The organism is Bradyrhizobium manausense (assembly GCF_018129685.1).
GTDB lineage: Bacteria > Pseudomonadota > Alphaproteobacteria > Rhizobiales > Xanthobacteraceae > Bradyrhizobium > Bradyrhizobium manausense_D.
In genome coordinates this window covers 377,742-404,583 of the sequence record NZ_JAFCLG010000004.1, presented here as the reverse complement: position 1 = coordinate 404,583, position 26,842 = coordinate 377,742, and the positions used below count along the sequence as shown (strand labels likewise).

24 protein-coding genes are annotated in these 26,842 nt (G+C 62.8%); 10 read left to right on the top strand and 14 right to left on the bottom strand.

Annotated features, from left to right (window positions below):
* Positions 1 to 34: 34 nt before the first annotated feature.
* The gene (locus JQ621_RS14465; RefSeq protein WP_212235365.1) at positions 35 to 748 is read right to left on the bottom strand and encodes a helix-turn-helix domain-containing protein; all 714 of its coding nucleotides are present in this window, start codon (positions 746 to 748) and stop codon (positions 35 to 37) included.
* Positions 749 to 902: 154 nt separating this feature from the next.
* Between JQ621_RS14465 and JQ621_RS14460 the strand changes: the two genes are divergently transcribed.
* Entirely contained in the window at positions 903 to 1,220 is a 318-nt protein-coding gene (locus JQ621_RS14460; RefSeq protein WP_212235364.1) for a c-type cytochrome, read from the top strand.
* 7 nt (positions 1,221 to 1,227) lie between these two features.
* Here the strand turns inward: JQ621_RS14460 and JQ621_RS14455 are convergent, their stop codons facing one another.
* The 3 genes from JQ621_RS14455 to JQ621_RS14445 are packed head-to-tail and all read right to left on the bottom strand — an operon-like array spanning position 1,228 to position 4,244.
* Positions 1,228 to 2,331, bottom strand: a complete 1,104-nt coding sequence (locus JQ621_RS14455) for an ABC-type transport auxiliary lipoprotein family protein (protein ID WP_212235363.1) — start codon at positions 2,329 to 2,331, stop codon at positions 1,228 to 1,230.
* A gap of 3 nt (positions 2,332 to 2,334) precedes the next feature.
* Positions 2,335 to 3,105, bottom strand: coding sequence for an ABC transporter ATP-binding protein (locus tag JQ621_RS14450; RefSeq protein ID WP_212235362.1), 771 nt, complete (start codon positions 3,103 to 3,105; stop codon positions 2,335 to 2,337).
* Positions 3,106 to 3,107: 2 nt separating this feature from the next.
* Positions 3,108 to 4,244: an ABC transporter permease gene (locus JQ621_RS14445; protein WP_212235361.1), complete on the bottom strand. Its 1,137-nt coding sequence runs from the start codon at positions 4,242 to 4,244 to the stop codon at positions 3,108 to 3,110.
* Positions 4,245 to 4,408: 164 nt separating this feature from the next.
* On the opposite strand from JQ621_RS14445, the gene JQ621_RS14440 reads away from it, so the two are divergent.
* Together JQ621_RS14440 and JQ621_RS14435 are read left to right on the top strand one after the other, a co-directional pair.
* Positions 4,409 to 4,684, top strand: coding sequence for a hypothetical protein (locus tag JQ621_RS14440; RefSeq protein ID WP_212235360.1), 276 nt, complete (start codon positions 4,409 to 4,411; stop codon positions 4,682 to 4,684).
* Entirely contained in the window at positions 4,685 to 5,173 is a 489-nt protein-coding gene (locus JQ621_RS14435) for a phage holin family protein (RefSeq protein WP_212235359.1), read from the top strand. It abuts the gene before it with no gap.
* Positions 5,174 to 5,179: 6 nt separating this feature from the next.
* On the opposite strand, the gene JQ621_RS14430 is transcribed toward JQ621_RS14435, so the two are convergent.
* Entirely contained in the window at positions 5,180 to 7,873 is a 2,694-nt protein-coding gene (locus JQ621_RS14430; RefSeq protein ID WP_212235358.1) for a bifunctional acetate--CoA ligase family protein/GNAT family N-acetyltransferase, read from the bottom strand.
* 67 nt (positions 7,874 to 7,940) lie between these two features.
* Positions 7,941 to 8,780: a universal stress protein gene (locus JQ621_RS14425; RefSeq protein ID WP_212235357.1), complete on the bottom strand. Its 840-nt coding sequence runs from the start codon at positions 8,778 to 8,780 to the stop codon at positions 7,941 to 7,943.
* A 190-nt stretch (positions 8,781 to 8,970) separates the two neighbouring features.
* Between JQ621_RS14425 and JQ621_RS14420 the strand changes: the two genes are divergently transcribed.
* Complete coding sequence (locus JQ621_RS14420) at positions 8,971 to 10,503, top strand: bifunctional aminoglycoside phosphotransferase/ATP-binding protein (RefSeq protein WP_212235356.1); 1,533 nt, start codon at positions 8,971 to 8,973, stop codon at positions 10,501 to 10,503.
* 15 nt (positions 10,504 to 10,518) lie between these two features.
* Positions 10,519 to 11,493 carry a CHAD domain-containing protein gene (locus JQ621_RS14415; protein ID WP_212235355.1) on the top strand — a complete coding sequence of 325 codons (975 nt, stop codon included), beginning with the start codon at positions 10,519 to 10,521 and terminating at the stop codon, positions 11,491 to 11,493.
* Positions 11,494 to 11,598: 105 nt separating this feature from the next.
* On the opposite strand, the gene JQ621_RS14410 is transcribed toward JQ621_RS14415, so the two are convergent.
* Positions 11,599 to 13,443, bottom strand: a complete 1,845-nt coding sequence (locus JQ621_RS14410; RefSeq protein ID WP_212235354.1) for a PHA/PHB synthase family protein — start codon at positions 13,441 to 13,443, stop codon at positions 11,599 to 11,601.
* Between the two features lie 209 nt (positions 13,444 to 13,652).
* Between JQ621_RS14410 and JQ621_RS14405 the strand changes: the two genes are divergently transcribed.
* Entirely contained in the window at positions 13,653 to 14,381 is a 729-nt protein-coding gene (locus JQ621_RS14405; RefSeq protein ID WP_212235353.1) for a CBS domain-containing protein, read from the top strand.
* A 7-nt stretch (positions 14,382 to 14,388) separates the two neighbouring features.
* Here the strand turns inward: JQ621_RS14405 and JQ621_RS14400 are convergent, their stop codons facing one another.
* The 3 genes from JQ621_RS14400 to JQ621_RS14390 all read right to left on the bottom strand — a co-directional run bounded on the left by JQ621_RS14400 (position 14,389) and on the right by JQ621_RS14390 (position 17,223).
* Entirely contained in the window at positions 14,389 to 14,844 is a 456-nt protein-coding gene (locus JQ621_RS14400) for a RidA family protein (RefSeq protein WP_212235352.1), read from the bottom strand.
* A 21-nt stretch (positions 14,845 to 14,865) separates the two neighbouring features.
* Entirely contained in the window at positions 14,866 to 16,557 is a 1,692-nt protein-coding gene (locus JQ621_RS14395) for a benzoate-CoA ligase family protein (RefSeq protein WP_212235351.1), read from the bottom strand.
* A gap of 147 nt (positions 16,558 to 16,704) precedes the next feature.
* On the bottom strand, positions 16,705 to 17,223 hold the full coding sequence (locus JQ621_RS14390) for a MarR family winged helix-turn-helix transcriptional regulator (protein ID WP_212235350.1): 519 nt from the start codon (positions 17,221 to 17,223) through the stop codon (positions 16,705 to 16,707).
* Positions 17,224 to 17,476: 253 nt separating this feature from the next.
* On the opposite strand from JQ621_RS14390, the gene JQ621_RS14385 reads away from it, so the two are divergent.
* Both JQ621_RS14385 and JQ621_RS14380 read left to right on the top strand, forming a co-directional pair.
* A complete protein-coding gene (locus JQ621_RS14385; protein WP_212235349.1) occupies positions 17,477 to 18,652 on the top strand; it encodes an ABC transporter substrate-binding protein in 1,176 nt (391 codons plus the stop codon).
* 31 nt (positions 18,653 to 18,683) lie between these two features.
* Positions 18,684 to 19,142: a cupin domain-containing protein gene (locus JQ621_RS14380; RefSeq protein ID WP_092300198.1), complete on the top strand. Its 459-nt coding sequence runs from the start codon at positions 18,684 to 18,686 to the stop codon at positions 19,140 to 19,142.
* A 9-nt stretch (positions 19,143 to 19,151) separates the two neighbouring features.
* On the opposite strand, the gene JQ621_RS14375 is transcribed toward JQ621_RS14380, so the two are convergent.
* The 4 genes from JQ621_RS14375 to JQ621_RS14360 all read right to left on the bottom strand — a co-directional run bounded on the left by JQ621_RS14375 (position 19,152) and on the right by JQ621_RS14360 (position 24,528).
* Positions 19,152 to 20,402 carry a flavin-dependent oxidoreductase gene (locus JQ621_RS14375; protein WP_212235348.1) on the bottom strand — a complete coding sequence of 417 codons (1,251 nt, stop codon included), beginning with the start codon at positions 20,400 to 20,402 and terminating at the stop codon, positions 19,152 to 19,154.
* A gap of 51 nt (positions 20,403 to 20,453) precedes the next feature.
* Complete coding sequence (locus JQ621_RS14370) at positions 20,454 to 22,805, bottom strand: bifunctional salicylyl-CoA 5-hydroxylase/oxidoreductase (RefSeq protein ID WP_212235347.1); 2,352 nt, start codon at positions 22,803 to 22,805, stop codon at positions 20,454 to 20,456.
* 98 nt (positions 22,806 to 22,903) lie between these two features.
* A complete protein-coding gene (locus JQ621_RS14365) occupies positions 22,904 to 23,740 on the bottom strand; it encodes an enoyl-CoA hydratase family protein (RefSeq protein WP_212235346.1) in 837 nt (278 codons plus the stop codon).
* Positions 23,741 to 23,766: 26 nt separating this feature from the next.
* Complete coding sequence (locus JQ621_RS14360; protein ID WP_212235345.1) at positions 23,767 to 24,528, bottom strand: SDR family NAD(P)-dependent oxidoreductase; 762 nt, start codon at positions 24,526 to 24,528, stop codon at positions 23,767 to 23,769.
* 196 nt (positions 24,529 to 24,724) lie between these two features.
* On the opposite strand from JQ621_RS14360, the gene JQ621_RS14355 reads away from it, so the two are divergent.
* Both JQ621_RS14355 and JQ621_RS14350 read left to right on the top strand, forming a co-directional pair.
* The gene (locus tag JQ621_RS14355) at positions 24,725 to 25,543 is read left to right on the top strand and encodes an alpha/beta fold hydrolase (protein WP_212235344.1); all 819 of its coding nucleotides are present in this window, start codon (positions 24,725 to 24,727) and stop codon (positions 25,541 to 25,543) included.
* 7 nt (positions 25,544 to 25,550) lie between these two features.
* Positions 25,551 to 26,840: an acyl-CoA dehydrogenase family protein gene (locus JQ621_RS14350; protein WP_212235343.1), complete on the top strand. Its 1,290-nt coding sequence runs from the start codon at positions 25,551 to 25,553 to the stop codon at positions 26,838 to 26,840.
* The last annotated feature ends 2 nt before the right edge of the window (positions 26,841 to 26,842 follow it).

Genomic DNA, 26,842 nt, shown 5'->3' with positions numbered 1-26,842 from the left:
AAAAATCAGGGACGGCCCCCGCAAAGGCCGGGACCTAGGCTGCCGCCAAGGCCTCGACGCGCGCGCGATCGCGCAGGCAGATGCCGCCATGGACGATCTGGATCGCCCCGCGCCGTTCCAGCTTGGTGAAGGTGCGGCTGACGGTTTCGATGGTCAGGCCGAGATAGTCCGCAATGTCCTGCCGGCTCATCGGGAGTGGAACCATATCCGATGCGCCACCGAGCGGCTGCAGTCGCTGGCGCCAAGCGAGCAGAAAGCTTGCAAGCTTCTCCTCCGCCGCGCGTCGACCCAGCAGGACCATGTGGTCGCGTGCCTGGCTCAGTTCGCGAACGGCCAGCTCATTGATCCGTCGTAGCAGGTGCGGCCGCTCCTCCATGAAACGCCCAAACGGCGCCTTGGCGAACTGACACACGGTCACTTCGCCAATTGCATCAGCCGAGAAATTGTGGCGGCCGGACAAATTCATCCCCAGGAAATCGCCGGGCAAGGCAAAGCCCACGATCTGCCGGCGGCCATCGGGCAGCAGCTTGTAGAGCCGCAACACACCTTCGAGGAGGTTATAGAACGACGTCGTGATATCCTCCTCGGAGAACACCGTCTCGCCCGACCCGAAATGAACGCGTCGCCCGAGATGTTCAAACTCGCGGAGCTCGGCCGGCTCGAGCGACGCACACACGGCGAAGCCGCGAACCGCACAGTCGCTGCAAAAATGGCCGTTCGGCTCAATCATCGTCACGGAAGCCTTCATCCATCGCCCCAGGCGTCTGCAAATCTCCGGACCCGGCAAAGTCCACCGCGCCGACTGCATTTTACTGCAACCTGCCAAAGCCGATTGACCCAGATCAAATTTGGTACCTGTCCCCGCCCTATTCTGCGCCGGAAGCTCGAAGGGACCGACGTCCATGCTGCGAAACGCGCTATGCCACGGCTTGATCGGGCTGTTTCTGATCGCTCCGGCGCTTGCTGCCCCGACCGCCGAGCAACGCGGAAAGGCCTACGCGCGAGCCAATTGCGCGCGCTGCCATGCGATCGACCGTCGCTCTGATAGCCCGCTCAAGATCGCGCCGCCGTTCAGGACTCTGCACCAGCGTTATCCAATCGATTCCCTCGAGGAAGCACTCGCCGAGGGTATCTATACCGGTCACGCCGACATGCCCGCCTTCGAGCTCGAGCCGGAGCAGATCCACGACCTCCTGTCCTATCTGAAGACGCTGGAATAAACGGGCGTCAGACCGCCTCCACCGTCCAGCCGATCAGCTCACTGGCTATGCGCGCGAAGGCGGCGTCGAAGGCCGCGACTGCGGCGGCCGGCTCGAGCCTGTCAAGCTTCTCGCCGGCCTCAACGAGACGTGATGCGATCACCTTGCCGGCCTTGTCGACGATCCGAGCCGACAATTCGATCTCGACCCGGGTCTCGCCCAGGGTGGAGATGCGAAAGCGCCTGATGTCGATGAGAAGCTGGTAGTCTGCCTGCCCCAGGTCAGTCGTCCGCAGCGGGGCGTGGGCGATATCGTAATTCTCAAAACTGTCGATCAGCCGCGCCTGCACCAGCTTTGGAATGCTGTCGGCCCACAGGAAGTCGGCAAACCCCGTGACGTCGCCAACCGGCGCGAACAGCATGCGCTGCGTCTGGAGCATCGCGACTGCGGTCGGCTCGGGAATGGCAAGCGACGCGGAGAGCGTCTTGCCGACGGGGGCAGGCTTCTGCGGCGAGCGGAGATCATAGGTCACCTTCTGCGCAGGCGCGCCGCCGCCGGTCATCTTCTCGAGGCCCGCCAGAATGCCGTCGATCTTACCCGTGTTGCGCGCAAGGCCATCTGAGAACGTCCTGAGATTGGCGATGGTGTCCTTGAGCGGGCCGGAATTGTCCTCAAGCACAGTGTCGACGCGCCGCAAGGCATCGCGCGCCGCCTGCGTCATGCTCTGGCCCGCGCCGGGCTCGGCGATCAAGGCCAGGGGCTCGGTGGATTTGGCGACGATCATGCCGCCCTCCAGCGTCACCACCGGCACGCCTGTCAGCCCCTGGAAATCGAGCCCGACCTTGGTGTCGGTGCGCACCGGCGTTGCCGAAGCCACCGAGATGGTTGCGGTAACGAAGCGCGGATTATCGGGCACAAGGCCAAGCTCTGTCACCTCACCGACCCGGATGCCGTTGAACAGCACGCCCGCTCCAACCAGCAACCCCGGCACCGGCCCCTGGAACTGCACGTGGTAATTCGCGCGCGGCCCGACGCCGCCGCTGTTGTTCAGCCAAAAGACAAAGCCGAATACCGCGAGGATCGCGGCCAGCACGAAGCTGCCGATCAGCACATAGGGGGCGCGGGTTTCCATGTCTCATCTCATCTGTGGTTGCAGCATCTGCGAGCGCTTGCCGTGGAAGTAGGCCCGCACCCAGGGATGGTCGGATTGCAGCAATTCGCGCATCGGGCCGATCGCCACGATCTTGCCGTCGGCGAGCGCGGCGACGCGGTCGCAGACCGTGTTGAGGCTCGCGAGGTCATGGGTGACCATGAACACGGTGAGCCCCAGCGTCTTTTGCAGCGTCCTGATCAGCGCGTCGAAATCGCCGGCTGCGATCGGATCGAGGCCGGATGTCGGCTCGTCCAGGAACAGGATCGGCGGATCGAGTGCGAGCGCGCGGGCGAGCGCCACGCGCTTGGTCATGCCGCCGGATAGTTCCGATGGATACTTGTCGCCGTCCTGCGGGCGCAGCCCGACCATTTCGAGCTTGGCGACCGCGATTTCGTCCATCAACTCCTGTGACAGCACGAGATTCTCGCGGAGCGGAAACTGTACGTTCTGCCGGACCGTCAGCGAGGAGAACAGCGCACCCTGCTGGAAGAGGATACCCCATGTCGCAGCCGTGCTGCGATCATGCGCTCCATCGACCGGCTGTCCCATGACGTCGATCGTCCCCCCTCGGCGCGGGATGAGGCCGATGATGGTACGCATCAACACCGACTTGCCTCCGCCGGACGCGCCCACGAGCCCAAGGATCTCGCCACGGCGGACATCGAGCGACAGATGGTCGAGCACGGTCTGGCGGCCAAAACCGACCACGAGGTCACGGACGCGGATCGCGAACTCGTCCTTCGCTTCGGACATGATCACATTCCGATCGAAGCAAAGAACACGGCGAACAGGCCGTCGAGCACGATCACCAGGAAGATCGACTTCACCACCGACGTCGTCGTCTGCCGACCGAGCGACTCCGCGCTCCCCTTCACGCGCAGCCCCTCGCTGCAGGCGACGATCCCGATCACCAGCGCCATGAACGGCGCCTTCAGGATGCCGACCTCAAAATGGGTGACGGAGATGGCCTCATGCAGCCGGGCGATGTAGATCGCCGGCCCCATGTCTCCATAGAACTGCGCGACCAGACCGCCGCCATAGAGCGCGGAAATTGATCCGATGAAGGCGAGAATCGGCAGCGCAATGACGAGCGCGGCCACGCGCGGCAGGATCAGCACGTCGATCGGGTCGAGCCCCATGGTCGAAAGCGCATCGATCTCCTCGCGCATTTTCATCGAGCCGAGTTCGGCGGTGTAAGCGCTTCCCGAACGGCCTGCGACCATGATGGCGACAATCAGGACGCCGAGCTCGCGCAAGACGAGGATTCCGACCATGTCGACCGTGTAGGATTCCGCGCCGAACCGGCGGAAATGGAAGAACCCCTGCTGGGCGATGATGGCGCCGATCAGAAAGGTGATCAGCGCAACAATCGGAATCGCCTGCAGTCCGATCCGGTTGAGCTGATAGACCAGCGACGTCAGCCGCAGCGAGCGTGGCCGGCGCACGACGCCGATCACGGCCATGAACAAGGCACCCAGCATTTGCAGAAAAGTCGCGACCTCTTCGCGGGCGTCGATCGTGGCCTTGCCGAGATCGTTCAGCCTGAGAAGGACCGGATTGGGCGCCGCCGTCGGCGCCGGCGTGTGGCGATTGACCTGGCGCACCTCCTCCAGCAGGCCGCTGAAATGATCGGGCACACCGACCACCTGTGCCGATCTGCCGGAAGATGAAACCTTGCGCGACAGTTTCTCCAGGATCCAGGCCCCGAGCGTGTCGAGCGCGCTGATCCCCGACATATCCAGCGTTACGCTTCGCGAGCGGTCAAGATCCGCACCGACCGATCGGCACAGCGTTTCGAGAGCCGAAACATTGGCCGCGACCCAAGGCCCTTCGGGTCTCAATTTGAGCCCATCCCCAGACGGGGTTGCCAGCAGCAGAGGTTCCAAATTCACGCGCATGTCCTCATGGGACGATCGGCCCCAATAACTGTCTTCTAGGCCGGCATGGCGCGGCTCGATTGACTTGCCTCAAACACAGGTCTGTTCCCCTCATTGACGCAAATCAATGGCCTTCGGGCCTGTCCGCATAGGCTGTCTCCGTTCGATGGAGACCGCCAATGTTCGACACCGGCAGGATGAGCGACGAGCTCAAAGCACTGAAGATCGACGTCACGCGTCTGCTGAGCACCGCCGGCGAGCAAATGTTCGAGACGTCCAAGGACCGCGCCGACGCACTCGCCGATCAGATCAAGGCCGCGCTGGCCGAGCTTAACGAGACCGTCAGCGAGGAGCAGGAACAGCTCCACGGTCTCATGACGGAACGCCCCGTGGCCTCGCTGGCGTCGGCCTTCGCGCTGGGCGTGGTTGTCGGCTTCATGCTGAGGAGGCATTAGGTGAATACGGAGAATGTGGTCAAGCATCTGCGCGCCCTGTGGCGCACGGACAGGATCATCGCGGATATCCGGCTGCGTCATTTGCTGGTCGGGCTTGGCCTGCGGGCCTTCGCGGCACTGATCGCTGCATTCGGGCTCCTGATGCTGGAGCTGTCAGCCTATTTCGCGCTGGTCCAGATCTGTAGCGCGATTGCCGCGGCCGCCATCCTCGGAGCGATCAATTTCGCCATCGCCGCAATTCTGTTCGTCGTTGCAGGACGCTCGCCTTCGGGCCGCGACGTCGAGTTGGCCAATGAAATCCACGACACGTCGATCGAGGCCCTGCAGGTCGAGGCCCGGGCGTTTCAGGCTCAATTGACTGGCGCAGTCCATCACCCGCTCAGCACGATCGTGCCGGTCCTGGTGCCGCTGATCGCGATCATTGTCAAGAACATGCGGAAGACGGCCAGGGAGCCCGCCGCGGAAGCATCGCCCGAAGTCCGCGCATAGCGCGCGTCAGAGCTTCAGTCGCACATCGCAGATATCAGGCTCAGCCGCATCGGGCTTGATTTCGAAGCCGAGCTGCCGGCACATCTCGAGCATCACGACGTTCTCCTTGAGCACGTCGCCCGAGATCGTCTTGAGCCCTTCCGACTTCGCATAGTCGATGATCAGCTGCATCAGGGCCCAGCCAAGCCCCCTGCCCTTGAGGTCGGACCGCAGCAGGATCGCGTATTCACCGCTCTCGTAGATCGAATCCGAGTGCAACCGCACCACGCCGACCATCTCGTTCCCCTCGTCGAACGCGATGAACGCCATGGCCCGCGCATAGTCGAGCTGGGTCAGCCTCGCGATGAACTCGTGGGTAAACTCCTTCATCGGCGCGAAGAATCGCAGCCGAAGATCGTGGGCCGTGACGTGACGCAGGAATTCGTGGATGGTCGGCTCGTCCTCGGGGCGCAGGGGACGCACCGAGATGCGCCAGCCGTCCTTGACCGTCAGACGGCGTTCCCATTGCGACGGATAGGCACGAACAGCGAAATTGGTGGGGCCGGAGCCGGCAAACTTCCGCTGCGGCGATCCGACAGCGACGCGCCCATCGACGGCCGTCACGCCGGTTTCGTCCGCGAGCAGCGGGTTGAGATCGAGCTCGCGGATCTCGGGAATGTCCGCCGCCATCTGCGCCAGCTTGACCAACACCAGGGCGACAGCGTCCTCCTTGACGGCCGGCACATCTCGATAGGCGCGCAGCAGCCGCGACACCCGCGTGCGTTCGATCAGATCTCGGGCAAGCTGCAAATCGAGCGGCGGCAACGCCAGGGCCTTGTCGTTGATGATCTCCACGGCCGTACCGCCGCGGCCGAACACCACGACGGTACCGAACGTCGGATCGTCAGCGAGACCTAGAATGAGCTCACGCGCCTTCGCCTTGACGATCATCGCTTGCACGATGATGCCGTCAATGCGTGCTTCGGGCCGCAACTTCCTCGCCCGCGCGAGAATATCCGCCGCGGCCGCGCGCACCGCAGACGACGTGGTCAGATTGAGCACGACACCGCCGACATCTGACTTATGCACGATGTCGCGCGACATGATCTTCAGCACGACGGTGGCGCCTTGCGCAAATATCTCATCCGCGCAGGCGACCGCCTGCTCGACATCTGCGGCCGCATAGGTCGGCACCATCGCGATGTCATAGCAACCAAGCAGATGCTTGATCTCGACCGGCTCGAGCCATTTGCGTCCGTCGGCGATGGCCGTCGCGACGATCTGCTTTGCAGCGGCCATATCAGGCACGAACGTATCCGGCATCGCAGGGGGAACCTGGCTCAGCTCGTCGACGACCTCGCGATGCCGGACCATATGCATGAAACCGCGCACCGCGTCGTCTTCAGTCGGATAATTCGGAATACCGGCAGTCGACAGCGTCGCAATGATCTCCTGATCAGCCCCGACCCAGGCCGCCAGCACGGGCTTGGCCCAACTCCGGTGCTTGTCGCGATATTTGACGACGAGCTCCGTCACGGTCGTTGCGATCGCTGCGGCCGATGCAATCGCGGTCTGCACGTTGAGGACCAGCACCGCATCATTGCCGGGATCGTCGAGCAGCACGCTCAGCGCCGCGGCATAACGTGATGCATCGGCGTCGCCGACGATGTCGACGGGATTGGCACCTGACCAGGTCGGCGGCAGCACTGCGTCCAGCTTCTCACGCGTATCCGGCATCATGGGCGCGGGAATTCCCCCGAGGTCGGCCAGCCGGTCGACGGCCAGAACGCCTATCCCGCCGCCATTGGTCAGAATGGCGAGGCGCTTTCCCGCAGGTGGTGATCCGACCCGGCCGAGCGTTTCCGCACAATCGAACAGCTCGCGCAGGTCCGACACCCGAAGGACGCCAGCACGGCGGAAGGCCGCATCATAGACGGCGTCCGCGCCGGCAAGCGCGCCTGTATGCGTCGCGGCCGCCTTCGCTCCCTGCGCCATCCGCCCGGACTTCACCACGACGACGGGTTTGACGCGCGCAGCCGCGCGCGCAGCCGACATGAACTTCGGCGCGTTCTTGATGGCCTCTATATAAAGCAGGATCGCGCGAGTCTTGTGGTCCATCGCGAAATGGTCGAGCAGGTCGGCGATATCGACGTCGATCTGATCGCCAATCGTGACGATGCCTGAGAAGCCGACGCCGCGCTGCGCGGCCCAATCCACCATGCCGGCCGCGATCGCACCCGATTGCGAGATCAGAGCGAGGCTTCCGGACGACGGCATGCGCGCGGCAAAGCTCGCATTGAGATTTGCGCCGGGCATCATGATGCCAAGGCAATTGGGACCAATCAGCCGCATTCCATGGTTGCGGGCGGCCGCGATGGCCGCCTCCTGCAAGGATCCCGGGCCATTGCCAAGTCCGGCCGAGACAATCAAGGCACCGGCCGAGCCGCGACGGCCGGCCTGGTCGATGATATCAGGGATCTCATGCGCTGGCGCGGTGACGACAACGAGCTCGGGCACGAAGGGCAATTGCGCCAGGCTCCTCACCGCAGCCATGCCGCCGATCTCGGCATGACGCGGGTTCACCAGGCCAAACTGCCCCTTGAATCCAGCCTTGCGAATGTTCTCCAGGACCGCGCGCCCGACAGAGACCGGGCGAGAGCTTGCGCCGACAAGCGCGACTGATCGGGGCGATAGCAAGTTCTTCAGGCGGTAAATCGACATGACTGTATTCGTCCGTTCGGGCAACAGGTCCGACAGAAGCTAACCCGGATGTGGGTGAAACGCGTCCCTAGTGCGACATCATCACCCAGCAAGGTGGCTGGCCGATGACAGTCTTGGTCACACCGCCCCAGACGGTCTCGTTCAGGCGCGAATGATGGTAGGCGCCCATGACAATGGCATCGACGGCATGGGACTGCGCGAAGCTTCCCAGCACCTTGCCGATCGAACTGCCATTGCCGTTCACGGTTTCAAATGATGCATAGATCCCGTGCTCCCTGAGATGATGGACGAGGCTTGTGCCGGATTGCGTGACCGCTTCATCCTTGTCGTCCGCCACCGTGACGACGCGCACCACGGCAGCAGCTTGCAAGATCGGCAATGCATCACCGACCGCCCGCGCAGCGCGCGCCGAATGGTCCCAGGCAATCACGATATTCTCGAACTCCGGCCGCAACGCCTCAACGTGCTGCTCCGGGCAGAGCAGCAGCGGCCGGCCAGATTGGAACAGGAACGTTTCAACGATGTTTTCGGTCTTGCTGTCGTGCGGCTTCACGGGGATCAGGGTGAGGTCGCAAAAGCGCGCATGTTCGGCCAGGGTCAATGCGATCTCATCAGCCGGGACCCTGCCCGATCGGCTCTGCGCACGAATGCCGAAGCGCGAGGCCGCATTGGTGAATGCGTTCAAGAGCTGCTGCATGTCGCCCACTTCACCCGCAATCCCGAGTTCGGCAGGCTCCGGATCGTCGGGAAACACCGGCTTCGGCCGCACAAAGACATCGTCCTCAAGCGCAAGCCCGGTGATCCTGGCGCCGAGGTCGGCAGCAACGGCCACGCAGTTCTCGATCGCGGCCAGCGTAGGGGCACGCGGCGCGCCAAAAAGTGGCAGAAAGACATCCTTGATGGGCATCGGACTCTCCTTGCTGGCCAAAATAGGCCGCCTCTGCTCCGGCCGCTTGATCCTCCTCAAGCCGGGAAAACTCCGCTTCTCCAGCCGACGACGGGCCTTGACGGAAGTCAAGGACTGGTCGTGATCCCGGCTTAAGGATTACCCTGTTTGAGACCGTTTTGGCGCCTTCATCTGCAACATGCCGGCAGGGATGACAGACACTTCTGCGACCCAGGAACGGATCTTTGCGGCATTGAGCATTCATCCCGGCGTGAAGCGGATCGACACGCACGCAGCCTCGGTTTTCCTTGACGGGACGCGCGCCCTGAAAATCAAGCGGGCGGTCAAGTTTCCGTTTCTTGACTATTCGACACTGCAGAAGCGCAAGGCCGCCTGCGAAGAGGAAATCCGGATCAACCGGCCGCACGCGCCCCAGATCTATCATCGTATCGTGGCCATCACGGAGGAACCGGATGGATCAATAGCGATCGATGGCCGCGGCCGGCCCATCGAATATGCCGTCGACATGTCGCGTTTCGACGAGAGCCGGACACTGGACCATCTGGCGAAGACCGCATCGTTCGATGCGGACCTTGCGACAGCCATCGCCGACGCGATCGCGGCTTCGCATGCCGCAGCGGCGCCCGCTGATGGCACGGCGTGGGTGTCCTCCATTCCTGCCCTGATCGACGGCAACGGCAATGGCTTGCACACCGGCAATCATTTTCCCGTCGCAGAGATCGAGCAGCTCGCGCAATCCTCGCGCGCCGCATTCCTTCGCGCCCGCCCCTTGCTCGAAGAGCGCGCCCGAACAGGTTTCGTACGCCGCTGCCACGGCGACCTGCATCTTGCAAACATCGTTATGATCGAGCAGCAGCCCGTGCTGTTCGACGCGATCGAGTTCGACGCGCAGATGGCGACCGTCGACGTGCTCTACGACCTCGCCTTCACCCTGATGGATCTGTTACGCCACGGTCAACCGCTGGCAGCCAACGCCCTCCTGAACGGATATCTTGCCGCGACGCCTGTCGAAAATCTCGACGCGCTCGGGGCACTGCCGCTGTTCATGTCGATCCGCGCCGCGATCCGGGCCCAGGTGGCGTTGGCGCGGCTGAAGCCGTCTCATTCCGACGAAGCCGGCGTTCTGGACGAAGCGCGCAGTTATTTTGACCTGGCCCGAACGCTGATCACGCCCCCCGCTCCGCGTCTGATTGCCGTGGGCGGATTGTCCGGCACCGGCAAGACGGTTGTGGCGCGCGCGCTCGCGCCAACCATCGTACCACAACCGGGCGCCGTGGTGCTACGCAGCGACGTCATTCGCAAGCAGATGTTCGGGGTCACCGAGACGGAACGTCTTCCGCCATCCGCTTATACGCCGGAGCTTGCGGAGCGCGTTTACGCGAAATTGGCCGAGCGAGCCCACCGCGTGCTGGCCCAAGGCCATTCGGCAATCGTCGACGGCGTGTTCGCTCGCGATGTCGAGCGCGACGCCTTCGCCAGTCTCGCCCGGGACTGTAACGTGCCCTTCATCGGCCTGTTCCTGACCGCAGACTTGGCGACCCGGCAGGCCCGAATCGGCGGTCGCCGCGGCGATGCGTCCGATGCCACCCAAGAGGTTGCCGCGTCGCAAGAGCACTATAATATCGGCCATATCGGTTGGACCATGATCGATGCATCCGGAACTCAAGCGCAGACGCTCCAGGGCTGCCGGGACGCGGTCACTGAGGGCAACAAGGCAATCTGATTGGCGCGGGCTAGGATGGCGCGACCCACCACGAATTCGACCGCGACCGCCCGTCCCAAGCCGGCGGCGAGCCGCAACACGCTGCCCGGCCGCCTCAGCCCCGGCATGGCCTGCGACACAGCTTTCCGAATCATCGCACGCCGTCACCTCGCGGCGGTCCTCGCCCAGCACGACGGCACCTGCCGTGGCGATCCGGATGCGCTGCACGAGATTCGAATCGCCCTGACCCATTTGCGGACCGCGATTCGCTTCTTCTCACCCATGGTTGACGATGCGCTGCGTCCCAAAGTCTGGGCCGAGTTGAAGTGGCTGAACAGCCAGCTCGGCATGGTGCGTGACCTCGACGTCGCCATTGAACGCATCTTGGCCGAGACCGGCGACGAGCTCTCGGTGATCGCCGAACTGCAACACTGGGACGAGAAGCGCGCCGAGAGCCATCGCCTGCTGGCTCGCGCACTGCAATCGGCACGATATCGCCGGCTGGTCGAACTGACCTCGAGCTGGATCGAGAGCGGCCCCTGGTCGACGCGCCGTAGCAAAGTCGCCAACAGGCTGCGCCGCTGCCCGCTCGCCGACCACGCAACGGCCCAGCTGACCGGATGGGAAAGGACCCTGCTCAGGAAGGCCAAGAAGCTGCGCAAGCTTGACGTCGAGAAGCGGCACAAGCTGCGGATTCTCAACAAGCGACTGACCTATTCGATCGAGTCGCTGGAAGACCTGTTCGCCGACAGGTCACTGACCAAGCAGAAGGCGATCCTCAAGCAATTGCGCAGGGCCCAGAAGTCGCTCGGACAGTTGAACGACGATGCGCGAGGGCAGGCCCTGGCTGCGTCCTTGAACAATTCCGTCGCCGCGGCTGGCATTCGCTTTCTCGACCGCAAGCGGGAGAAGAAGCTTCTGCGAACCGCGTGGACGGCCTATCGCAAGCTGGACAAGGTCAAGCCATTCCGCTCCTCCGATTTGACACCGGACGCGGAGCCGGAGGACTAAAGCATGATGTGTTTTGGTTGAATCAATGCGAACCGAGAGCTCAGATCACCTCTCCCGCAGGGAGAGGTGATCCCGGACGCCGATCGAACCTGACTCCATCGCGCTTTAGGTACGGACGTAATCGCCGGGTGCATCAGGCAGGCTGTCAACGTCTCCAAATCCGATCGACGGCGGCTTGCCGACCTCTCCGGATTTCGCGGCGAGCCAGCGGGTCCATTCGGGCCACCACGAACCCTCTGCGTGCGGCGCCAGCTTCAGCCATTCATCCGGGCCGACGTGGGGCGCATCCGCGGGCTTGGTCATCACCTGGTAGCTGTGTCCGGGCTCGTCGGGCGGCGCAACGACACCGGCATTGTGGCCGCCGCTCGTCAACAGGAACGTCACGTCGGCATCGACCTGGTAATGGAGCTTGTGCACGGATCGCCACGGCGCCACGTGGTCGGCGAGCGTACCGACCACGAACATCGGTGTATGAATGTCGGACAGCGAGATGCTCCTGCCCTCGACAATGTAACGTCCCTCGGCGAGATCATTGTTGAGGAATAGTTTGCGCAGATACTCCGAATGCATGCGATATGGCAGCCGTGTCGCATCGGCGTTCCAGGCCATAAGATCGTTCTGCGGCGCCGCCTCGCCCATCAGGTAGTCGCGCGACACCCGCGACCAGATCAGATCGTTCGAGCGCAGCAGCGCGAACGCACCGGCCATCTGTGCCGTATCGAGATAGCCTCGCTGCCACATCATGTCTTCGAGGAAGGCAACCTGGCTTTCATTGATGAAGAGCGTCAGCTCGCCGGCCTCGGTGAAGTCGGTCTGCGCGGCGAGCAGAGTGATGGTACCGAGACGGTCGTCGCCATCGCGGGCCATCGTGGCAGCGGCGATCGACAGCAAAGTGCCACCCAGACAATAGCCGAGCGCATGGGTCTTCCGACCCGGCACAATCCGGTCGATCGCATCCAGTGCGGCCATGACACCCAGCTTGCGGTAGTCGTCGAAGGCGACATCCCGGTCCCCGGCGTCCGGATTGCGCCACGACATCGCGAATACGGTGAAGCCCTGGTCCGTGAGATATTTGACCAGCGAATTATCGGGCGACAGATCGAGGATATAGTATTTCATGATCCAGGCCGGCACGATCAGGATCGGCTCGGGCCGCACTTTTGCGGTCGTCGGAGAATACTGGATCAACTCCATCAACTCGTTGCGGTAGACGACCTTTCCGGGCGACACCGCAACCGTCCGGCCGACGACAAATTGATCATTGCCGGCGGGCTTTTCGACCGAGAGCATTCGCATCAGGTCGCCACACCAATTCTGCCAGCCGAAGACGAAATTCTCGCCGCCGCTCTGAAATGCTTTCTCCAGCACTTCCGGGTTGGTCATCGCGAAATTCGACGGCGCAAGCATGTCCAGCATCTGACGTACCGAAAATTCCACAATGGCTTCGTTCGCCCGCGAGACGCCACGCACCCCGGTCGTCGCGTCGTGCCACCAGCGCTCGCCGAGCAGAAACGCCTGCGCCAGAACGTTGAATGGCGCGGCCTCCCATTGCGGTTCCCTGAAACGGCGGTCCCGTCCCACCGGCCGGATCACGGACCATGGCTTTTGGCCCGGTGACATCGCGTGCGCAGCAGCCTCCACGAAGCGGCCAGTGTCGCGAAGGATATCGTTTGTGATCTCCATGCGACGCTGTGGTGCCGCGGCAAGGTGAAAGCTCCAATCGAGCCAAGCCAGCAGCAGGGCCGCCGGCGAGACCCCATTCGTGAACCGCGCTAACATCGCGTGGAAAGAGCGGTCGAAGGGATAAGGTTCCGGCACCGGCCTGGCGGATGGCTTCTCGGCGATCGGTTCGTTATGCGCCGGAGCGGGAACGACGCCCGCGACCAGTTCGCCGCGGGGCGCCGGCAACGCCGGCTCTTCGGTCCGAGGAAGGATCTGCACCACGCTCATGGAAGGATTCCTGCTCGCATCTGGTCTGCAAGCGGCAGGATAGGGCCGGCCGCTTCAAGGACGTTGAGCTGCATCAATTCCAGAGGCCGATGACATCCGCCGCACCAAGAAGGCCAGCCTCATCGGCTTGACCTGCGTCAAACCGCGCCGCGAGACCTGGTTTAGAAACTCCCTAACTAAAGAAATTCGACAAGCCAGCGGAGCAGCCCATGCGCGCCCATCAGATCATGACCCGATCGGTCATCTCGGTGACCCCCGACACCAGCATCATCGAAGCCGCGAATATCATGCTGAAGCGTCATGTCAGCGGCCTCACCGTGGTCGACGACAGCGGCAAGCTGATCGGCGTGGTCTCGGAAGGTGACTTCATCCGACGCAGCGAAATCGGTACGGGGCGCAAGCGCGGGCGCTGGCTGCGGTTCATCCTCGGCCCCGGCAAATCGGCCAGCGACTTCGTCCACGAGCATGGCCGCAAGGTTTCCGAGGTCATGAGCGCATCGCCGGTCACCATCACCGAGGACACCGCCCTCGCCGAGATCGTTGACCTGATGGAGCGGAACAACGTGAAGCGCCTGCCGGTCGTCCGCGGCGACAAGGTCGTCGGTATCGTGTCGCGCGCCAACCTGCTGCAGGCCGTAGCCGGCCTCGCCCGCGAGGTGCCGGATCCGACCGCCGATGACGATCACATCCGCGGCCGCATCATCGATGCCATCGAGAAGAACGAATGGTGCCCGTTCGGGCTGAACGTCATCGTTCGCGACGGTATCGTTCACTTGAGCGGTGTCATCACCGAGGAGCGGGCGCGGCAGGCGGCGATCGTTGCCGCCGAGAACGTCGAGGGCGTCAAGAAGGTGCACGATCATCTGTGCTGGGTCGACACCATGTCGGGCGTCTATCTGAACTCGCCCGAGGACGAAAGTCTCTCCAAGGCGAGCTGAGCACGATTCAGCTTGGAATGACCGCAGTGGCCTCGATCTCGACGCGCGCGGCCTTCTCGACGAGGCGCACCACCTGAACCAGTGCCATCGCGGGATAATGCGCGCCAAAGACCGCACGGTAGATCTTGCCGAGCTCCTTCAGGTTCGTCAGGTATTCTTCCATATCGACGACATACCAGGTCAGGCGCACCAGATGCTCGGGCCGGGCACCGGCCTCGCCAAGAATTTCAGCGATGTTGCTCAGGGTTTGGCGAACCTGTGCCACGAAGCCGTCTGCAAGGCGCTCGTCGGCATCCCAGCCGATCACGCCGCCCGTGACGACAATGCGCCCCTCGGCGGCCATGCCGTTGGCATAGCCCTTCGGCGTCGGCCAGCCGGAGGGCTGAAGCACCTGCGCCCGCGCGCGGGTCTCGTCATCGTCGGTCGGCAGCACCGCAAGCTGGGGGCCTTTCGGCGTCGTCACGGACAATTCCTGATCCTCATCTCATTGTGCCGCGACGCCCGAGGACGTGGCGGACGCCTGCGCCAATTGCCGCAAGGCGAAGCGCTTCAATTTGCCGGTCTCGGTCTTCGGCAATTGTGTCACAAACTCGATCGCGCGCGGATATTTGTATGGCGCGATCTCCCGTTTGACATGCTCCTGCAACTCCGCCGCGAGCGTGGCATCCGGGATCACACCGGGCGCGGCGATGACGTAGGCCTTCACGATCATCCCGCGTGCCTCGTCCGGCGCGCCGACGACGCCGCACTCGGCGACCGACGGATGCGTGAGCAGCGCTGCTTCCACATCTGTGCCCGCGATGTTGTACCCGGATGACACGATCATGTCGTCGGAGCGCGACTGGTACCAAAAGTAGCCGTCGTTATCCATCAGGTAGGTGTCGCCGGTGAGGTTCCAGCCGTTCTGGACGTATTTCCGCTGCCGCTCGTCGGCGAGATAGCGACAGCCAGTGGGCCCACGCACCGCGAGCCTCCCCATCGTGCCAGCCGGCACATCGTTGCCGTCATCATCAACGATCTTCGCTTCATAGCCCGGCACGGGCTTGCCGGTCGCGCCTGGACGAATCTCGTCCTCGGTCGCACTGATGAAGATGTGCAGCAGCTCGGTCGAGCCGATACCGTCCATTAGCTTGATGCCCGTGGCCTTAAGCCAGGCATCAAATGTCGGCTTGGGCAGCGTCTCGCCGGCCGAGACGCACTTCCGCAGCGAGGAAATGTCGCGGCCCGGAAGCTTGCCGATCATCGCGCGGTATGCAGTCGGCGCGGTGAAGCAGACCGTGATCTTGTACTGCTCGATTGCGGAGAGGATGTCGTCCGGCGTCGTCTTCTCCAGCACGACAAAGGAGGCACCGATATGCATCGGGAACAGCACACCGCCAAAGCCAAACGTGAAAGCAAGCGGCGCCGAGCCGACGAAACGATCCTTCTGCTCGGCCCGCAAGATGTTGCGAGCATAACCATCGCACACAGCCAGCATGTCCCGGTGGAAATGCATGGTGCCCTTGGGATCGCCTGTCGTCCCCGAAGTGAAGGCGATCAGGCAGATGTCATCCGACGCCGTGTCGACCGCCTTGAACTCAGGGCTCGCATCGGCAATCAGCGCCTCGAGCGAGTCGGGCGCGTCGCTGCCCCAATAGACCACATGTTTGAGACCTGGCGCAGCCAGCTTCGCCTTTTCCATCTCGTCGGAGAGTTTTCCGTCGCAAAGCGCGAGCGTGATCTCCGCTTTCTGGATCGGGTAGGACAGCTCCTTGGCGCGCAACAACGGCATCGTCGCCACGCAAATGCCGCCGGCCTTGATTACAGCGAGATAGGTCGCAACCATCATCGGGCTGTTCGCCGAACGCAGCAGCACCCGCCCGCCGGCGACAAGACCAAGCTTGCCGACCAGCACATTGGCGATGCGATTTACGAGCGCCTGCAAGCCACGATAAGTGTAGCTGACTGTGGGACTGATGACGCAAGGCGCATCACCGTGCCCCTGCTCGACCCAGCGATCCAGGAAATAGCTGACGCAGTTCAACCTCGCGGGATAGAGCAACTCGGGGCGCGTGAAGATGAACTCCGGCCAGAGATCAGGCGGCGGCAAGTGCTGCCGCGCGAACGTGTCAACATGGGCGGTCGCGGCGTTGCCGTCATACGAGCCCGACACTTGAACCTTGGCGGCGTTGGCCATCGCACGCTCCTTTGCGCATGGAAAGCACCCGGCAGCACTCACTGGAAAACATTTTAGGCTTAAAACAGTTTGGCGCAATAGCGGATTTTGGGCATTCCATGCATTTTCCTGTGGCAAAAGGGGTCGGCGACCTGCTGGCCGGCCGACTTAAGGCCGACGGCGGGCGGCCGATTTCTGCGCCGATGCCTTGGTCTTGGCGAGGAGCCGCATCAGTTCGCGCACATCTTTCGGTGTCAAATCAGAGAAGAGATCTGCGATCCAGGTCTCGTGTTCCGCGGCCATCCTGCGAAACTCGGCACGACCGAGTTTTGTGAGGCGGATCACCTGTACTCGGCGATCAGTCTCCGATGTGCGACGGTCGAGATGGCCGGACTCCACCAGCCGCTCGACGAGGCCGGTGACGTTGCCGTTGGACACCATCATGCGCTTGGAGACATCGGACAGCGTCATGCCATCGGGCGCCTTGTCGAGCTGCGCCATCAGATCGAAACGGGGCAGCGTGACGTCGAAGCGCTGCCGCAACCGGCCGCGGACCTCGCCCTCGATCAGTGTCGTGCAGGTGAGCAGACGCAACCACAGCCGGAGCTCTTCGGCATGGTCCTCTGGCGTTTCGACAGCCTTGGTCTCGGAATCGAGCATCTCGATGCAGTCACTCGCGGCCGGCATTGGCGCCGGCTCGGATTTACCAACGTTTTGAGCTTCAAATAAATCGGCGCCGGCCGCAAGTCCAAAGCTGCAACAACCGACCGCACGGCCATTTCTTTAGGCTTCAAATAATTGGCGCGCCGCTTGCATGCCCTGCTGCCGGCACGGTGGCGACGTCTCGAGCTTGGCTTGCCGCGAGCGCCGTCATCGGCTTAAGCTTGGATCGGAGTACGCGGCTTGCAGCGCAAGCCTTGATGTCACCGGGGGATCAATCATGAAGACGCAACTGACCTTGGCTGCAGCAGCCTTGCTGCTTGGCACCGCGATGAACCCTGCCCTCGCGCAGGAGAAGATCAAGCTCGGCGTGATCGTGACCCTCTCGGGGCCTGCCGCCGCACTCGGCCAGCAGGTTCGCGACGGCTTTGCCCTCGCCGTGAAGGATCTCGGCAGCAAGATGGGCGGGCGCGACGTCGAGGTCGTCGTGGTCGACGACGAATTGAAACCAGACGCAGCGGTGACCAAGGTCAAGGGTCTTCTGGAACGCGACAAGGTCGATTTCGTGGTCGGCCCGATCTTCTCCAACATCCTCCAGGCGATTCACCGGCCGGTCACGGAATCGAAGACCTTCCTGATCAGCCCCAATGCCGGCCCGTCGACATTCGCCGGCAAGGACTGCAATCCCTTCTTCTATGTGACGTCGTATCAGAACGACCAGGTCCACGAGATCCTCGGCAAGGTGGCGCAGGATCGCGGTTACAAGCGGATGTATTTGATGGTTCCGAACTATCAGGCCGGCAAGGACTCGGTCGCCGGCTTCAAGCTCGACTATAAGGGCGAGATCGTCGAAGAATCCTACATGCCGCTCAACACGCTGGACTTCCAGCCGGAGCTGTCGAAGATTGCGTCGCAGAAGCCCGATGCGCTCTTCACGTTCATGCCGGGCGGCCTCGGCGTCAACCTCGTCAAGCAGTACAAGCAGGCCGGTCTCACCGACAGCATTCCGGTGCTTTCGGCTTTCACGGTTGATGAATCGACCCTGCCGGCACAGCAGGATGCGGCCGTCGGCATGTTCGGCGGCGCCAACTGGGCGCCCAATCTCGAGAATCCGCAGAACAAGAAGTTCGTCGCCGCCTATGAGGCAGCCTATAACGGCGTGCCGGGCACCTATGCCATGCAGGCGTATGACGCAGCGATGCTGATCGACAGTGCAATCAAGAGTGTGAAGGGTGACCTCTCCAACAAGGATGCCGTCGGGGCAGCCTTGAGGAAGGCGGACTTCACATCGCTGCGCGGCTCGTTCAAATTCAACACCAACGGCTATCCGATCCAGGACTTCTACCTGACCAAAGTCGCCAAGCGTCCGGACGGCAAGTTCCAGACCGAGATCGTCCAGAAAGTGTTCGACAATTACGGCGACCGCTATGCCAAGGACTGCAAGGCGGCGAACTAAGGCCGCGCGTCGCGTTTAGGGAGGACTACAAGTGAAGAGCGAAATCACCGGCATCACGCGGGCCAACGAGGGCATCCAGGGCATTTCCTGGAACATCCTCGGCCAGACCTATGTGCCGAAGAGCTGCGCCGAGAACAGCTTCTCCTGGCATGCTACCTTGCCGCCGGGCACGTTCGTGCCGCCGCATATTCATCCAGATCAGGACGAATATCTCTACATGCTGGAGGGCAAGCTCGACTTCGTGCTGGGCAACTCGGAAGCGCAGGCAACGCCCGGTGATCTGATCCGTCTCGGCATGGGCGTGCCGCACGGCATCTTCAACAAGTCGGATCAGACAGCAAAAGTGCTGTTCTGGGTCTCACCGACCAAAAAGCTGTTCGACTTGTTCTGGGGCCTTCACAACATGAAGGAACAGAAACCGGAGGACGTTGTGGCAATGGCCGCCGAGTTCAACATTCACTTCCTGCCGCCGCCCCCAGGCGCCGGCTAGGGGCTCGCATCAGGCCCGCACCGCCGCGAGTCCCGGGACCGCGGCAAAGCCGGCCTTGGTGGCATAGCCACGCACGATCGCCTCGCGCTGGGAATAGCTCAGCACGTTGTCAACATTGTCGAAGCCGTCGGGCGCGAGCTGCTCAACGGCATCGATGACACCCTCGGGCCCGCCGCGGCGATTGGAGCGGACGATGTCCGCCGTCATCGGCAGGCGCTTCTTTTCATATTCCATCAATGCCTGGCGCGGATGCTCGGCGCGGACCAGCGCGTCCGCAAGACAGCGCGCGTCGAGGATCGCCTGCGAGGCACCGTTGGAGCCGACCGGGTACATGGGATGCGCGGCATCGCCGAGCAGCGTGACGCGACCCGACGACCAATAGGGCAAGGGATCGCGATCGCAGGTCGGATATTCGTAGAATTCGGGCGTTGCCGAGATCAGGCTCTTGACGTCGATGTATGGCACCGAGAAGCGCGCGACATGCGGCATCAGTTCCTCGCGCCGGCCCGGCCGCGACCAGTCTTCCTTCCGCGGCGGAGGGGCATTGCCCTCGCCTACCTTCACCAGCACGGCCCAATTGGTGAGGCGGCTCGCCGGGCTCGAACCCTCCGCGATCGGATAGATCACCACCTTGGCGTTGAGGCCGCCCGCGACGATCATCGACTTGCCCGTGAGGAACAGCGGCCAGTCACGCGCACCGCGCCACAGCATCAGGCCGTTCCAGCACGGCGGCCCTTCATTCGGGAATAGCGTGTCACGGACACGCGAATGGATCCCGTCGGCGCCGATCAGGATATCGCCGCGCGCGGTGTGGATGTGTGTACCGGCACGATCGAAGAAGTAGGCCGTGACGCCGCCCTCGTCCTGGGTGAAGGCGCTGAGCCGGCAACCGGTGCGGATTGCATCCGTACCAAGCCGCTCCTCGACGGCCCGATGGATGACACCCTGGAGCCGGCCGCGGTGGATGGAAAATTGCGGCACATCGTGGCCGGCGTCCACGCCCCGCGCCTCGCGCCAGACCTCCTGGCCATGGCGGTTGAGGTAGTAGAGCTGATCGGTACGGATCGCGACGTCGTCGAGCTTTTGCAGCAAGCCAAGGCCGGCAAGTTCGCGCATAGCATGAGGCAGGGTGTTGATACCGACCCCGAGCTCGCGAATGGTATCGGCTTGCTCAAAGATCTCACAGCCGATACCGCGGGCCCGCAGCATCAACGCCGTGGTGAGACCACCAATACCGCCACCGACGATAATTGCCTTCATCGCCTTAACTCCACTGAATACACAGGCAATGGGTTAACGTCGCACGGGCTGTCACTCCGCCGCAAGCGGCTTTGTCGCCTCCGCCTTGAGCTCGGCCCGGGTCTTTGGCTTAGCCTTAATTCTCAGCTCCTCGAGATCCTGCCGGTCGCGCACGCTATTGCGGAAAATCTGGTCCTTTCCGGGCAGATATTGGGGCGGGCAGAACGCGTCGTTCGCCCCGTACCAGGCCGCCGCCTTCATGGTGAAGAAAGGATCGACCAGGTGCGGCCGCCCGAGCGCAACAAGATCAGCCCGGCCGGCGGCCAGGATGGTGTTGGCCTGGTCCGCGGTCGTGATGTTGCCGACGCACATGGTCGCCACCCGCGCCTCGTTGCGGATCTGGTCGGAGAACGGAGTCTGGAACATGCGCCCGTAGACCGGCTGCGCATCACGGACCGTCTGCCCCGTCGAGACATCGACGAGATCGACGCCAGCCGCGGCGAAGGCGCGCGCGATCGCCACCGCATCGTCGCCGTCGATGCCGCCCTCGGCCCAATCCGTCGCCGAAATGCGCACCGACATCGGCTTGTGCTTCGGCCACACGGCGCGCAGTGCCTCAAAAACCTCGAGCGGGAAACGCAACCGGTTTTCGAGCGATCCGCCATACTCGTCGACGCGGGTGTTTGTCAGCGGCGAGATGAAGCTGGCCAGGAGATAGCCGTGGGCGCAATGCAGCTCGAGCATATCGAAGCCACAGCGCTCGCCGCGCTTGGCTGAGGCGACAAATGAATCCCTCACCGCGTTCATTCCAGCGCGATCAAGCTCGCGCGGCACCTGACTGTCCGGGAAATAGGGGAGCGGCGATGCGGAGACGACATCCCAACCACCTTCCTCCAGCGGCCGATCGATGCCATCCCACATCAGCTTGGTTGCGCCCTTGCGGCCGGCATGCCCGAGTTGCAGGCAGATTTTTGCAGCCGAGTTGCCGTGCACGAAATCGACGATGCGCCGCCAGGACGTTTCCTGTTCGTCATTCCATAGACCCGCGCAGCCTGGCGTGATGCGCGCGTCGCGGCTGACACAGGTCATCTCCGTGAATATCAGACCGGCGCCACCAATCGCGCGCGAACCGTAGTGGACGAGATGGAAGTCGCCGGGGACGCCCTCTTTCGCCGAGTACATACACATGGGCGACATTGCGGCGCGGTTGGCGACCTCCATCTCGCGCAGACGAAACGGCTGGAACAGCGGCACCATCGGCTTGTCGGTACTGACGTCGAAGCCATTGCTGCGCACTTGCCTAGCGAACGACTTCTCGACTTCGACGACAAAATCAGGCGCGCGCAGCTTTAGATTGTCATAGGTGATGGCCTTCGAGCGTGTCATCACGCCAAAGGCAAACTGCACGGGATCGAAATCCCAGAAGCGGTCGACATGTTCGAACCAGACCAGCGAGACGTCGGCAGCATGCTGAGTCTTCTCGACCTCCTCGCGACGGCCGTGTTCGTAAAGATCCAATGCAGCCCTGACGCTGGGCGCCTTTGCCATCGCTTCGGCCAGTGCGATCGCGTCCTCCATCGCAAGCTTGGTGCCCGAACCGATCGAGAAATGTGCACTCGCCTTGGCATCGCCAAGCAGCACCATATTGTCTTTGACCCAGCGCTTGCTGCGGATCATCGGGAAATTGCGCCACATCGAGCGGTTGGTCAGCAGCTTGTGCTCGCCGAGGAACCAGCCAAAAATCTCGGCCATCCGCGCCGCCGATTGGGTCTCGTTCAGCCCAATCAGCCCCGCACGCTCGAACGTCACCGGATCGGTCTCGAAAATCCAGGTCGAGTGCCCAGCCTCGTACTGATAGGCGTGGGCGATGAACGGCCCCCATTCGGTCTCCTGAAAGACGAAGGTGAAGGCGTCGAGGGGCCTGGTTGAGCCCATCCAGGCAAACTTGTTGGTGCGGAGGTCAACTTCGGGCTGGAAGTGATCGACGTGCTTCTCCCTAAAGCGGCTATTGACGCCATCTGCGAGCAAAATGAGATCTGCATCGGCAAAGCGAGATTCGTCGTCGATATCGACTTCGAAATGCAGGCTGACGCCAAGCTCGCGCGCCCGCTCCTGCAGGATCAGAAGCAGCTTCTGCCGCGAGCAGCCGCAAAAGCCGTTGCCACCAACCCGGTGCACCGTGCCGCGAAAATGCACGGCGATGTCGTCCCAATAGGCGAATTCCTGGGTGATACGGCGATAGCTCGGAAGGTCGTGCTTTTCGAACTTGTCGAGGGTGGCGTCCGAGAACACCACGCCGAAGCCGAACGTGTCGTCAGCGCGATTGCGCTCGTACACGGTGATCTCGGCGCTCGGGCGCTGCTTCTTGAGCAGGATCGCTGCGTAGAGACCCGCGGGTCCACCACCGATGATCGCGACTTTCATGGGAGCCTCGCCAATTCACCCCGCTACGAAAACTATTTTAAGCCTAAAATAATTTCGCGCAAGCCCCCGTTGGCTGGCCGTCCCCGACGGCGACCGGTTTAGTCGCCCATAAAGACCGGCTTGACCTTATTGGCGAAGGCATGGAAAGCGCGCTCGAAATCCGCCGTCGTCATGCACAGCGCTTGAGCAATCGCCTCCGCCTCGATCGCTTCCTCCACCGACATCGCCCATTCCATGGCCAGCATCCGCTTGGTCATGGTGTTGCCGAAAGTCGGCCCCTCCGCGACCTGCTTGGCCAGCAGTTGCGCCTGGAGCAGCACCTGCTCTGGCGTAACGATCCGGCTGAAGAAGCCCCAGCGCTCGCCCTCTTCCGCGGTCATGAACCGGCCCGTGTAGAGCAACTCGGATGCGCGAGACTGGCCGATAATCCGCGGCAGGATCGCGCAGGCGCCCATGTCGCAGCCGCCAAGACCGACCTTGTTGAACAAGAACGCTACCTTGGCGCCGCTCGACGCGAGCCGCATGTCAGATGCCATGGCGATGATCGCGCCGGCGCCGGCGCAAATGCCCTCGACCGCAGCCACGATCGGCTGCGGGCAGGCCCGCATCGCCTTGACGAGGTCACCGGTCATCCGCGTGAACGCCGTCAATCCCTTGGTGTCCATCTTCACCAGCGGACCGATGATTTCGAACACGTCGCCGCCGGACGAGAAATTCCCGCCGGCGCCGGTAACGACGATCGACTTGACCGCGTCATCGAACGCACAAGCGCGGAAGAGATCGGTTAGCTCGCGGTAGCTCTCAAAGGTCAGCGGATTCTTCCGCTCGGGACGATTGAGCGTTACCGTTGCAACGCCGTCAACCACGGCGAGCAGGAAATGTTGCGGCGAATAGTCAGCGAGTGGCACGGTGACGGGATTGGCTGGTCTGCTCATGAGATTTCCTTCCTTGATCCGGGCCGCTAGATCTCGCCACCGGCGACAGCAATCGCCTGTCCCGTGATCGCACTGGCGTGCTCTCCGCACAACCAAAGCACGGCATTGGCTACTTCTTGGGGCGTGATGAGACGCCCCTGCGGATTGTGTTTTGCGAGCTCCGCGATGGCCTGCTCGCGGGTTCGCCCGGTCTTTTTCATGATATTGTCGATGCTGCCGGCAACCAGATCGGTGTCCGTGAAGCCGGGGCAGACTGCATTTACGGTCACATGGCTGCCGGCCATCTCCTGTGCCAATGAACGAACGAGACCTACCACAGCATGCTTTGCCGCCGCGTATGCGCTCACATAGGCATAGCCCTTGAGTCCGGCTGTCGATGCAATTGCAACAATGCGGCCATAGGGCCGATCCTTCATCCCCGGCAGTACCGCGTGGACGGCGTGCACTACGCCCATGAAATTGACATCCATCATGCGTGCAAAAAGAGCACTGTCGGACTTCGTAAACGGCGCGGATTCGGCGCTGCCGGCGTTGGCAATCAGGATATCGATCGGCTTTCGCGCGTGCGCCTGGATTATCGCCACATTCAGCGCAGCTTCATCCGAGACGTCGGCCACGGCCGCAAAATGAGCCGCCCCTGCGCTGATCGCTTCTTGGAGAGTAGCAGCATTCCGGCCAAGCACGGTCACAGTTGCGCCAGCGCCGACAAGGGACGCTGCAATCGCGCGGCCGATGCCGCGACCGCCACCGGTCACCAACGCGTGCGGCGAATGCGGCAATCCGGACATGCGCGGGCTCCTGAGATCCGATGGTCGTTCCTCCGATATATTTTAACCTTCAAATTTTTGCAACGAAAGCGGCGGATCGACGTGGCGAACGCCATGGCGAAAGGGACCGGCCCAAAAATTGCTTTAAGTATAAAATTATCTCTTCCCATCGTCTGCAGGCCTGTTAGCATCGCTGGGCCAATCCAAAGGATGTCACGTGTCGCAGCCTGCGCCAATGATAACGAAGGACGGACGCTTCGCCTACGAAGTCGCGGGCGATCAGGGCGCGACACCGCTGATTTTCCTGCACGGCATTGGCGGGGCGGCGCGGGCCTGGCGGCAGCAGCTTGCTACGTTCGGCAATCGCTTCCGTACGATCGCGTGGGACATGCCCGGCTATGGCGGATCGGCGCCGCTCGCCAGCGTCAGCATCGCTGCCTTGGCTGATGCGCTCCAGCAATTTATCGAGCAGCTTGGCGCCGCGAAACCCATTCTTGTCGGCCACTCGATCGGCGGCATGATCGTCCAGAAATGGCTAGCGCAATCGCCGAAGCTGGCGCGCGCGATCGTTCTGGCGCAGACAAGCCCGGCCTTCGGCAAGGCCGATGGCGACTGGCAGAAATCATTCATCGCTGCGCGTCTGGGTCCGCTCGACCGCGGCGAGACGATGAAATCGCTGGCACCCTCGCTGGTGAAGGAGCTCGTCGGCGAAGATCCCGACCCGAAGGGCATGGAGCTTGCGCGCGAATGCATGGCCAGCGTGCCGGAAGCGAGCTATCGCGCTATGATGCTGGCGTTGATCGGCTTTGATCAGCGCAGCACGCTCAAGGATATCTCTGTGCCGACGCTGCTGTTGTCCGGCTCGAAGGACAACAATGCGCCGGCGCCGATGATGGCAAAGACCGCGACCTACATTCCTGCGGCCGAATATGTCGAACTCCCCGGCGTCGGCCATCTCGCCAACCTCGAACGCCCCGATACCTTCGACAAGGCACTTGCCAGTTTCGTCGATCGTTTCGCTGCAAAACACGGGTGACTGCGCAATGACCATGCAAGTCAACAAGACGATCACCGCAACCGGCAATGTCGCGCTGGATGCACCAATCTTCGATCCCGTGGCGTTCCGCCTAAACGACGAGCAAGCTGGCATCATCGCGCGAGCGCGGGAGATCGGCCAGAGCGTATTCGCCGGCCGCGCCGCGAAATACGACCGTGAGGCTGTGTTCCCGACCGAGAACTACCGCGATCTGCACCGCGTCGGCCTGCTCGGCATCGCCGTGCCCAAGAAGCACGGCGGGCTTGGCGCGAACTACCAGACCTACGCCCTGGCCGCCGCAGAGATCGGCCGCTATTGCGGCGCGACCGCGCTGACCTGGAACATGCATGTCTGCTCGACGCTATGGTCGGGGCCCTTGGCTGATGATCTCGACATGGACGCGGACACCCGCGCGGAGCACGAAAAGCGGCGGGCCGTTCATTCCAAGCGCATCGTCGAGGACGGGGCGATCTATTCGCAGCCGTTCTCCGAGGGCGGGGCGGCGGCGGCCGGCGGCGCCGCCTTCGGCACGGAAGCAAAGCCGGTCGAAGGCGGCTGGATCGTCAACGGCAAGAAGATCTTTGCATCGCTCTCGGGCCACGCCGACTATTACGGCGTGCTCTGCACGGAGATCGAGGAAGGCGAGAAGGCCTCGCGCCGCAATACGCTCTATCTCGCGATATCAGCCAAGTCGCAAGGCGTCTCGGTCGTCGGCGATTGGGATCCGCTCGGCATGCGCGGCACGGTCTCTCGAACGCTGCTGTTCAAGGATGTCTTCGTGCCGAACGACTCGGCGCTGATGCCGCGCGGGGTCTATTTCCAGGCGGCGATGCGCTGGCCGCACATGTTCTTGACGCTGTCGCCGACCTATATGGGCCTCGCGCAGGCCGCTTATGATTTTACCGTGCGCTATTTGCGCGGCGAAGTGCCGGGCATGTCGCCGGTCAAGCGCCGGATGTATCCGACCAAGCAGATCGCGGTCGCGCAGATGCAGATCAAGCTGGAGCAAATCAAGGGGATCTGGTTTCAGGCCGTCACCGAAGCGTGTGCAAATCCGAGCAAAGAGCAGGTGTTGCGCGCCTATGCCGCGCAATATTCGGTGATGGAAGGCGCCAATGAGCTCGCCGCACTCGCGATCCGCACCTGCGGCGGTCAGGCCATGCTCCGGTCGCTGCCGCTTGAGCGAATCTATCGCGACAGCCGCTGCGGCTCACTGATGCTGCCCTGGACGGCCGAGCTTTGCCTCGACCGGATCGGCCGCGAGGCGCTGTACGAGGCCGGCGAAACGGACGACTAACG